Annotated in this window: 9 protein-coding genes; all 9 read left to right on the forward strand. The window is 60.9% G+C overall.

Annotated elements, in window-relative coordinates; genetic code table 11:
* The first annotated feature begins 137 nt into the window (after positions 1-137).
* A complete protein-coding gene (locus tag AC1DU9_RS14210) occupies positions 138-755 on the forward strand; it encodes an NUDIX domain-containing protein (protein WP_477810356.1) in 618 nt (205 codons plus the stop codon).
* Entirely contained in the window at positions 746-1,198 is a 453-nt protein-coding gene (locus AC1DU9_RS14215) for a DUF1249 domain-containing protein (protein ID WP_108218392.1), read from the forward strand. Before AC1DU9_RS14210 ends, AC1DU9_RS14215 begins: the two co-directional genes overlap by 10 nt.
* Before the next feature lie 112 nt (positions 1,199-1,310).
* Positions 1,311-2,126 (forward strand): 3',5'-cyclic-AMP phosphodiesterase, encoded by an 816-nt coding sequence (gene cpdA / locus AC1DU9_RS14220; RefSeq protein ID WP_223461766.1) that lies wholly within the window; start codon positions 1,311-1,313, stop codon positions 2,124-2,126.
* A 217-nt stretch (positions 2,127-2,343) separates the two neighbouring features.
* Complete coding sequence (locus AC1DU9_RS14225; RefSeq protein ID WP_477810357.1) at positions 2,344-2,952, forward strand: YqiA/YcfP family alpha/beta fold hydrolase; 609 nt, start codon at positions 2,344-2,346, stop codon at positions 2,950-2,952.
* 43 nt (positions 2,953-2,995) lie between these two features.
* Entirely contained in the window at positions 2,996-4,900 is a 1,905-nt protein-coding gene (gene parE, locus AC1DU9_RS14230; protein ID WP_223461770.1) for a DNA topoisomerase IV subunit B, read from the forward strand.
* Entirely contained in the window at positions 4,900-5,889 is a 990-nt protein-coding gene (locus AC1DU9_RS14235) for an esterase-like activity of phytase family protein (RefSeq protein ID WP_223461772.1), read from the forward strand. The genes parE and AC1DU9_RS14235 overlap by 1 nt, the downstream gene beginning before the upstream one ends.
* Positions 5,886-6,410, forward strand: a complete 525-nt coding sequence (locus AC1DU9_RS14240) for a retropepsin-like aspartic protease family protein (protein WP_477810358.1) — start codon at positions 5,886-5,888, stop codon at positions 6,408-6,410. Before AC1DU9_RS14235 ends, AC1DU9_RS14240 begins: the two co-directional genes overlap by 4 nt.
* A gap of 7 nt (positions 6,411-6,417) precedes the next feature.
* Positions 6,418-8,688 carry a DNA topoisomerase IV subunit A gene (parC, locus tag AC1DU9_RS14245; protein ID WP_223461777.1) on the forward strand — a complete coding sequence of 757 codons (2,271 nt, stop codon included), beginning with the start codon at positions 6,418-6,420 and terminating at the stop codon, positions 8,686-8,688.
* Between the two features lie 184 nt (positions 8,689-8,872).
* On the forward strand, positions 8,873-9,586 hold the full coding sequence (locus AC1DU9_RS14250; RefSeq protein WP_223461779.1) for a PqiC family protein: 714 nt from the start codon (positions 8,873-8,875) through the stop codon (positions 9,584-9,586).
* Positions 9,587-9,921 lie beyond the last annotated feature (335 nt).

Here is a 9,921-nt window from a genome sequence, read left to right on the forward strand (position 1 = left end):
GTGGGTTTCGCCCTCACCGTCTATCCCGCTGACGGGAAAGGAGCTGCATCAAACATCACGGGCGCGTTAGGATGGCGCGAAGTCGAGGCCCAGGAAAAAAGCAGCCTCGAACAGGATTTGCAGTAACGAGGATAGTCATGAAGGATTTTGCCAACGCCATTCCGACCGCCGTTGATATCGTGCGGCGCGAAAAGTGCTACGAGGGCTTCTACAAACTCGAACGAGTGCACTTGCGCCACGAATTGTTCGCCGGGGGCATGAGCCGCGAGATCAATCGTGAGGTGTTCGTTCGTCATGACGCGGTCTGCATGCTGCCTTACGATCCGCAGCGCGATGAAGTGGTGCTGATCGAGCAGTTTCGCGTCGGAGCCATGGGCAAGACCGACAACCCGTGGCTGATCGAACTGGTCGCTGGTCTGATCGACAAGGATGAAGTGCCGGAAGCAGTTGCTCACCGCGAGGCGCAGGAGGAAGCTGGGCTTGAAATCGGGGCGCTCTGGCCGATGCTCAAATATTTTCCATCGCCGGGCGGCAGCAACGAATTCGTACATCTGTACCTGGGGCGTTGCGACAGTACCGGGGTTGGCGGCCTGCATGGGCTGGAGGAAGAGGCAGAAGACATCCGCGTCACGGTCTGGGCTTTCGAAGATGCCCTGCAAGCCGTACGCGACGGACGTATTGCCAACGCGGCGAGCATCATTGCCTTGCAATGGCTGGCTTTGAACCGCGTTGAAGTGAGGGGGTTATGGTCGTAAACAAGCTGCGCGATCGCTATCGGGTGGACCTGGTGGGGCTGCAAGCGTCTTGCGAGGCGAACTACGCGCGCCTGATGCGACTGCTGCCGGACATGCGCAGCGAGCCCGCCGCGCGGCGCATTGCCGTGACCCATGGCGACCAGATGCTGGGTGTGCTGGCCCTGGAAGTGCTGCTGACCTGTCCTTACACCACGACCCTGCAAGTGCGCCAGGAGCACAGCCTGCCCTGGCTGCCGGTGCCGCAACTGGAAGTACAGGTCTATCACGACGCGCGCATGGCCGAAGTGGTCAGCGCCGAACATGCGCGACGCTTTCGTGGCATCTATCCTTACCCGAACGCCGCGATGCACCAGCCGGACGAAAAAGCCCAGTTGAACATGTTTCTGGGCGAATGGCTGAGCCATTGCCTGGCGCTGGGGCATGAATACGAAGTAGTACGTTAGTAGTGAAGCGCAGTTGTGAACTGTGTCAGGTTCACAGGTTTCCCCTTTCGATCGTCCCCCAGCATAATTGCGGCACTTACCCATCCCCGTGATCACGCCCTGGGAGAACGCCTTGCCGAGCGTATCCACATTGACCACCGCCGATCCGGCGTTGCTGGTGCAACTCTCCGACAGCCACCTGTTTGCCGAAGCGGACGGCGCGTTGCTGGGCATGAACACCCGCGACAGTCTGCAAAAGGTCATCGAGCTGGTGCGCGGGCAACAGCCGCGGATTGACTTGATCCTGGCCACAGGTGACCTGTCCCAGGACGGGACGCTGGAGTCCTACCAGCAGTTTCGCGACATGACGCGCCAGCTTGATGCGCCGGCGCGCTGGATTCCCGGCAATCACGATGAGCCGCGAATCATGGCCGAGGCGGCGGTGCAAAGCGCTTTGCTCGAACCGGTGGTGGATATTGGCAACTGGCGGGTCACCTTGCTCGATTCGGCGGTGCCAGGCTCGGTGCCGGGATATTTGCAGGATGAACAGCTGCAGTTGCTCGCCCGCTCGTTGAGCGAAGCGCCGGATCGCCATCATCTGGTGTGCTTCCACCATCACCCGGTGTCCATCGGTTGCGCATGGATGGAGCCTATCGGCCTGCGTAATCCCGAGGCGTTTTTTGACGTGCTGGATCGTTTTCCACAGGTACGTGCCGTGCTGTGGGGGCATGTGCACCAGGAAATCGATCAATTACGTAACGGCGTGCGTTTGATCGCCTCGCCCTCGACCTGCATCCAGTTCGAGCCGGGCAGCGAGGATTTCAAGGTCGGGGAACAGGCGCCAGGCTATCGCTGGTTGCGGCTGCTGCCCGACGGGCGGCTGGAAACCGGGGTGGAGCGGGTTACCGGGTTCGATTTCACTGTGGATTACGGTTCCAACGGCTACTGATTTTTTCATTTTTCTGGAAACCGAGGTGCGGCCATCGCGAGCAAGTCGAATCGTCGCACCGTCGCTCCCACAGGGATTTTGTGAACGACGCAAAACTAGTGTGGGAGCGAGCTTGCTCGCGATGGCGGCGGTGCAGGCACCTGATTTTTGCGGGTATCCCCGTTTCTCCCTGCGCCCTGTAAACTCCGCCTCTTTAGCCGACGCACAGGGAGCTCAAATGTCCGGTTCGATCCTTTATATCCACGGCTTCAACAGCTCGCCGTTGTCGAAGAAGGCCTGTCAGTTGATCGAGGTGATGGAGCGTCTGGGCCTGAGTGAACACTTGCGCGTTCCGGCGTTGCACCATCACCCGCGCCAGGCTATTGCGCAACTGGAACAGGCGATTGTCGAACTGGGGCGGCCACTGCTGGTCGGCAGCTCACTCGGCGGCTACTATGCGACTCACCTGGCTGAGCGCCTTGGCTTGAAAGCCCTGTTGATCAACCCCGCCGTCGGTCCGCACCGGATGTTCGACGGCTATCTGGGGACGCAGAAAAACCTGTATACCGAAGAGACTTGGGAAATGACCCACGACCACGTGACGGCCCTGGCCGAACTGGAAGTGCCGGCGCCCCAGGACCCACAGCGTTATCAGGTGTGGTTGCAGACGGCTGACGAAACGCTGGACTATCGCCTCGCCCAGCAGTATTACCGGGCCTGTGCCTTGCGCATCCAGGCCGGCGGCGACCATGGTTTCCAGAGGTTTGCCGCACAGCTTCCGGCCATGCTGAGTTTTGCCGGCATTGGCGCAGATTTGTATCAGGCGATCGATTTCACGGCATTGTGAATTCTCGCCCCTATTTTCAATGAACGACTGACGACGAGACCCCATGGCCACTCCCAGCGCTAGCTCTTATAACGCAGACGCCATCGAAGTCCTCTCGGGCCTCGACCCGGTGCGCAAGCGCCCCGGCATGTACACCGACACCAGTCGGCCGAACCACCTCGCCCAGGAAGTCATCGACAACAGTGTCGACGAAGCCTTGGCCGGGCATGCCTCATCGGTGCAGGTGATCCTGCATGCCGACCATTCTCTGGAAGTCAGCGATGACGGCCGTGGCATGCCGGTGGACATTCACCCTGAGGAAGGTGTTTCGGGCGTCGAGTTGATCCTCACCAAGCTTCATGCCGGTGGCAAGTTTTCCAACAAGAACTACCAGTTCTCCGGTGGTTTGCACGGGGTAGGTATTTCCGTGGTCAACGCCTTGTCCACCGAAGTGCGGGTGCGGGTCAAGCGTGACGGCAACGAATACCAGATGACCTTCAAGGATGGCTACAAGGCCACCGAGCTGGAAATCGTCGGCACTGTCGGCAAGCGCAACACCGGCACCAGCGTGTTCTTCGCGCCGGATCCGAAATACTTCGACTCCCCGAAATTTTCCATCAGCCGCCTCAAGCACGTGCTCAAGGCCAAGGCCGTGTTGTGCCCGGGGCTGCTGGTCAGTTTTGAAGACAAGGCCACCGGCGAGAAAGTCGAATGGCATTACGAAGACGGCCTGCGTTCCTACCTGGTGGATGCGGTCAGCGAATTCGAGCGCCTGCCGGACGAGCCGTTCTGCGGCAGCCTGGCCGGTAATAAAGAAGCGGTGGATTGGGCGCTGCTGTGGCTGCCCGAAGGTGGCGACGCGGTCCAGGAAAGCTACGTCAACCTGATCCCGACAGCCCAGGGCGGTACTCACGTCAACGGTTTGCGTCAAGGCCTGCTCGACGCCATGCGCGAGTTCTGCGAATTCCGCAGCCTGTTGCCGCGCGGCGTGAAGCTGGCGCCGGAGGACGTCTGGGAACGCATTGCCTTCGTGTTGTCGATGAAGATGCAGGAACCGCAATTCTCCGGCCAGACCAAGGAGCGCCTGTCGTCCCGTGAGGCGGCGGCGTTCGTCTCCGGTGTAGTCAAGGATGCGTTCAGCCTGTGGCTCAACGCCAACCCGGAAACCGGTCTGGCGTTGGCGGAACTGGCGATCAACAACGCCGGCCGTCGTTTGAAGGCGAGCAAGAAAGTCGAGCGTAAACGCGTCACCCAGGGCCCGGCGCTGCCGGGCAAGCTGGCCGACTGTGCCGGGCAGGACCCGATGCGTTCCGAGCTGTTCCTGGTCGAAGGTGATTCCGCTGGCGGCTCGGCCAAGCAAGCGCGGGACAAAGAGTTCCAGGCGATCCTGCCGTTGCGCGGCAAGATCCTCAACACCTGGGAAGTCGACGGCAGCGAAGTGCTGGCCAGCCAGGAAGTGCACAACATCGCCGTGGCCATCGGCGTCGATCCGGGCGCGGCGGACATGAGCCAACTGCGCTATGGCAAGATCTGCATCCTCGCCGACGCCGACTCCGACGGTCTGCACATCGCCACGCTGCTCTGCGCCCTGTTTGTCCAGCATTTCCGCCCGTTGGTGGATGCCGGCCACGTTTACGTGGCCATGCCGCCGTTGTACCGCATCGACCTGGGCAAAGAGATCTACTACGCCCTCGATGAAGCCGAACGCGATGGCATCCTCGATCGTCTGGTGGCCGAGAAGAAGCGCGGCAAGCCGCAAGTCACACGATTCAAAGGTCTGGGCGAAATGAACCCGCCGCAGCTTCGCGAGACCACCATGGACCCGAACACCCGGCGCCTGGTGCAATTGACCCTGGAAGATTTCGAGGCGACCTCGGAAATGATGGACATGCTGCTGGCGAAGAAACGCGCTGGCGACCGCAAGACCTGGCTGGAGTCCAAGGGCAACCTGGCCGAGGTGCTGGGCTGATGCGTCTGGGCTTTGCCCTGGCTTGTGGGTTGCTGTTGACGTCGTACACGGTATCCGCCGATCCGGCGCCACAGCTGCGCCTGTTGTCCGAACATGTCGTCGACGGTATGCGCGGCGGCAACCTGTCCGGGCTGGCGCAGTGCGGCAATGATCTGTGGGCGGTTTCCGACCGCGACGATAATCAGATCTACCGCCTGGATACCAGCGAATCTGTCTGGCAGGCCGAAACGGTGCACATCAACGCACCGCCAGTGCCTGACAGTGGTTTGCCCTGGGGGCTGAAGTCTCGCGTCTGGGGGGCTTCGTTCGTGCGTGGCGGTGATCTGGACTTCGAGGGCATCACCTGCGACAGCGCCGGCAATCGTTACATCGTCAGTGAAGGCCATGCCGCTGTCTTGCAAGTGCCGCCAACGGGGCCCGCCGCCTGGCTGAAGATCTCGCCGATGCTGGTTCGCGAGGCACGGGCCAGAGGCCTGCTGTTGCAATTCAATGCATTGTTCGAAGGGCTGGCGGTCAATCCGGCGGGCGATCAGATGTGGTTCGCCGCCGAGCGTGAAGGGCGCGGATTGCTGATGATCAAACGCAAGCAGACGTTGTGGGATTGCGACGGTGGCTGCGTGCTGCTGAGCGAAGCGGGCATGGAAATGCAGCCCGAGCAGTTTCCTGACGCCAAAGCTGTACCGCGGGATTTTTCTGACCTGTCGCTGTTCAACGGCAAGCTGTTCACCCTTGAACGCAACGCCTACCAGATCTGCCGCCGGGATCCGCAGACGGCCAGGGTCGAGCGTTGCTGGTCGTATGCCGCCGAGTTGTTGCAGGCAAACCGTCGTTATCCACAGAACTACGGGTTGGAAGAAGCATTGATCGTGGATGCCGATGGCGCCTGGATCGGTGTCGACAATAACTTCGGCGCCCGCGCCGATGGCGAAGTCCGTCCGGTGGTCTGGCGCTTCGCTGCACCGGAAGGTGGCTGGAGTGCCAAGCCATGAGACAACAAACCCCGGGGCAGCGCATCGGCCGGGTATTCATGGTGCTGGCCTGGTGTGCGGCGCTGTTTCTGGCCACACGGTTTTTCGGCCAATGGGAAGCGCGTCAGCAAAATCCGAATGTGGTGGTCAGTTCGGAGCAGGGCGAAGGTTTCATCGAGGTGAAACTGGTGAGCAATGTGCAGGGGCATTTCGTCGCCAGCGGCCAGATCAACGGCCAGCCGGTGGACTTCATGCTCGACACCGGGGCGACTGATGTGTCGATTCCGGCGGACCTGGCCAAGCGCTTGAAGCTCGAAGAAGGATTCGGCGTGACCCTGAGCACGGCCAATGGCTTGAGCCAGGGCTATCGCACCCATATTGAACGCCTGCAACTGGGCGACATAGTGCTGCGGGATGTACGCGCACTGGTGGCCCCGGGGCTGCATGGCGATCAGGTGTTGCTCGGCATGAGCGCACTGAACAAACTTGAATTTACCCAGCGCGGTGGCACCATGCTGCTGCGCCAGACAACGAACCGATGAGGCCCGCATGAGCGACTCCCTTGATCTCAGCCTGGACGGTGTAGAACGCCGCTCGCTGGCTGACTTCACCGAAAATGCCTACCTCAACTACTCCATGTACGTGATCATGGACCGTGCCTTGCCGCATATCGGCGACGGCCTGAAACCGGTACAGCGGCGTATCGTCTACGCCATGAGCGAGCTGGGGCTGGACGCCGATTCCAAGCACAAGAAATCGGCGCGTACCGTCGGTGACGTGCTCGGTAAATTCCACCCCCACGGCGATTCGGCCTGCTACGAGGCCATGGTGCTGATGGCCCAGCCGTTCAGCTATCGCTACACGCTGGTCGACGGCCAGGGCAACTGGGGTGCGCCGGATGATCCCAAGTCCTTCGCCGCCATGCGTTACACCGAAGCGCGGCTGTCGCGTTATTCCGAAGTACTGCTCAGCGAACTGGGCCAGGGCACGGCGGACTGGGGGCCGAACTTCGACGGCACGCTGGACGAGCCACTGGTCTTGCCGGCCCGTCTGCCGAACATTCTGCTCAACGGCACCACTGGCATTGCCGTTGGCATGGCCACTGACGTTCCGCCGCACAACCTGCGGGAAGTCGCCACCGCCTGCGTGCGCTTGCTCGACGAGCCCAAGGCCACGGTCGAACAGCTCTGCGAACACATCCAGGGCCCGGACTACCCGACCGAAGCGGAAATCATCACCCCGCGCGCCGACCTGCTGAAAATCTACGAAACCGGTCGCGGATCGGTGCGTATGCGCGCCGTGTATCACATCGAAGACGGCGACATCATCGTCACCGCGCTGCCGCATCAGGTCTCGGGCGCCAAGGTGCTGGAACAGATCGCCGCGATGATGCAGGCCAAGCCGTCCAAAGCGCCGCAAATTGCCGACTTGCGTGACGAGTCCGACCACGAAAACCCGTGCCGGATCGTGATCATTCCGGGCGCGCGGAAAAACTTCGACCACGATGCCTTGATGCAGCACCTGTTCGCCAGCACCGAGCTGGAGTCGAGCTACCGGGTCAACATCAACATCATCGGCCTGGACGGCAAGCCGCAGCTGAAAAACCTGCGGGCGCTGCTGGTCGAATGGCTGGAGTTCCGGGTGCAGACCGTGCGTCGTCGCCTGCAATTCCGTCTCGACAAGGTCGAGCGTCGCCTGCACCTGTTGGACGGTTTGTTGATTGCCTACCTCAACCTGGATGAAGTGATCCACATCATCCGTACCGAGGAGCATCCACGGGCCAAACTGATCGAGCGTTTCGCCCTGAGCGAAATCCAGGCCGACTACATCCTCGACACCCGTCTGCGTCAGTTGGCGCGACTGGAAGAGATGAAGCTGCGTGCCGAGCAGGATGAACTGCTCAAGGAACAAGCCAAGCTGCAAGCCCTGCTGAGCAGCGAAGCCAAACTGAAGAAACTGGTGCGTAGCGAACTGATCAAGGACGCGGAAACCTACGGTGATGACCGCCGGTCGCCTATTGTCGAGCGCGCCGAGGCCAAGGCCCTGACCGAGCACGATCTGCTGCCGAACGAGAAAGTGACGGTCGTGCTGTCGGAAAAAGGCTGGATTCGCTCTGCCAAAGGCCACGAAATCGACGCCACGGGGCTTTCCTACAAGGCCGGGGACGGTTTCAAGGCCCTGGCAGCCGGACGCTCCAACCAGTTCGCGGTGTTTATCGACTCCACAGGTCGCAGTTATTCGGTGGCCGCCCACACCTTGCCGTCGGCTCGTGGCCAGGGTGAACCGCTGACTGGTCGCCTGACGCCGCCGCCAGGGGCGAGTTTCGAATGTGTGCTGATGCCGGAAGACGATGCGCTGTACGTGATCGCCTCCGACGCCGGTTACGGTTTCGTGGTCAAGGGTGAAGACCTGCAAGCCAAGAACAAGGCGGGCAAGGCCTTGTTGAGTCTGCCGAACAATGCCAAGGTCATGCTGCCGCGCCCGGTGGCCGATCGTGAGCAGAACTGGCTGGCGTCGGTGACGACCGAAGGTCGCCTACTGATCTTCAAGATCAGCGACCTGCCACAATTAGGTAAGGGCAAAGGCAACAAGATCATCGGGATTCCCGGTGAGCGAGTGGCCAGTCGCGAAGAGTATGTGACGGACATCGCCGTATTGCCGGACGGTGCAACACTGGTGTTGCAGGCCGGGAAACGTACCTTGTCACTGAAAGCGGACGACCTCGAACACTACAAGGGTGAACGCGGTCGTCGTGGCAACAAATTGCCGCGTGGCTTCCAGCGGGTCGATGCGCTGCTGGTCGAAAACTCGATCAATTGACCGAAGAGCGCGAGTTAGAGGCGCCGATCTACGATTTAACCCGTAGTTCGGCGCTTTGCGCTGGAGTCGGAACGCATATTCACGGATGATATGGCCTTTCAAGCGCCGGCATTGCCGTGCGTTATTCATATTTGTTGAGTATTTTCACTGTGGTCAGCCTTTTAGCGATCACCTGGATGGGACGATGACTGCTCTGCGCCTTCCTTTTATTCTTTTACTCGCCGGCGTTCTTGGCCTGGCGGGTTGCAGCGTTCACCAGCCGGTGTCGTTGTATCAGCTGGACGCTGGTAGTCCGGTTCAGCCCGCACAGAACGCGGGCATGGCGGTATTGTTGGGGCCGGTCACCGTGGCCGACTACCTGCAACGCGAAACCCTGTTGCAGCGTCAGCCCGATGGCAGCCTGCAAGCCTCGACCGACGGTCGTTGGGCAGGCAGCCTTTCGTCGGATATCGATCAGTTGCTGCTGCGTCAGGTCGCAGGTCGCCTGGACAGCCAGCGCGTAGTCCTGGCCCCGGCGACAGTGGGCTTCACCCCGGATGTTCAGGTGCTGCTGACTATCACGCGCCTGGATTCGGGTGCAAAACAACCGGCGATCCTCGACGCGCAATGGCGCTTGATCGACCGTCGCGGACAGGTCCGTGACAACCGCATCATCCATTTGCAGGAACAGCATGCCGGTAGTACCGCGGCTCAGGTTCAGGCTCAGGGTGTGTTGCTGCAACGTCTGGCCGAGCAACTGTCGGTGGCGCTGAAGCCGCTGGCCAATCAGCCACCGATCGCCGAAGTCCCGCGCAAGCCGGCAGCCAAGGCGGCAGCACCTGCGGTAGAACAGGAGAAGCAGCCGAAGATCCCGATGGCCGCGCCGGTCCGGACGGATATGGAAGTGTTCCGCTTCTAAGCCTGGATGGATTTGAAACAAAGCCCGCATTGATGCGGGCTTTGTTGTTTCTGCAGGTTGGAGATATCTGGCGTCAGTTCCGGCCTCTTCGCGGGCAAGCCCGCTCCCACATCTATGGTTACCCCCTTTTCTGCAATACTGTTGTTGATGTCGTGTTTGGCTTGCTTTCATCTATCCGGCGTCTGAGTTGGGGTTGTGGCCCCCGCGCCTCGATGAGAATCGATGCCCAACGACCCTAATTAGGGGAACGGCCTTGCAGCCGTGTGAGAGCCCAGGGTTGTCGTCAGGCCGGTTGGCCGTTCATGTCATCAGTTATCCAGCATCGCAAAACCAGG

This window comes from Pseudomonas sp. P4_C1, assembly GCF_056402155.1.

Coding starts and splice junctions, on each gene's coding strand:
- AC1DU9_RS14210 (WP_477810356.1), top strand. CDS start 138: ATGAAGGATTTTGCCAACGCCATTCCGACCGCCGTTGATATCGTGCGG.
- AC1DU9_RS14215 (WP_108218392.1), top strand. CDS start 746: ATGGTCGTAAACAAGCTGCGCGATCGCTATCGGGTGGACCTGGTGGGG.
- AC1DU9_RS14225 (WP_477810357.1), top strand. CDS start 2,344: ATGTCCGGTTCGATCCTTTATATCCACGGCTTCAACAGCTCGCCGTTG.
- parE (WP_223461770.1), top strand. CDS start 2,996: ATGGCCACTCCCAGCGCTAGCTCTTATAACGCAGACGCCATCGAAGTC.
- AC1DU9_RS14235 (WP_223461772.1), top strand. CDS start 4,900: ATGCGTCTGGGCTTTGCCCTGGCTTGTGGGTTGCTGTTGACGTCGTAC.
- AC1DU9_RS14240 (WP_477810358.1), top strand. CDS start 5,886: ATGAGACAACAAACCCCGGGGCAGCGCATCGGCCGGGTATTCATGGTG.
- parC (WP_223461777.1), top strand. CDS start 6,418: ATGAGCGACTCCCTTGATCTCAGCCTGGACGGTGTAGAACGCCGCTCG.
- AC1DU9_RS14250 (WP_223461779.1), top strand. CDS start 8,873: ATGACTGCTCTGCGCCTTCCTTTTATTCTTTTACTCGCCGGCGTTCTT.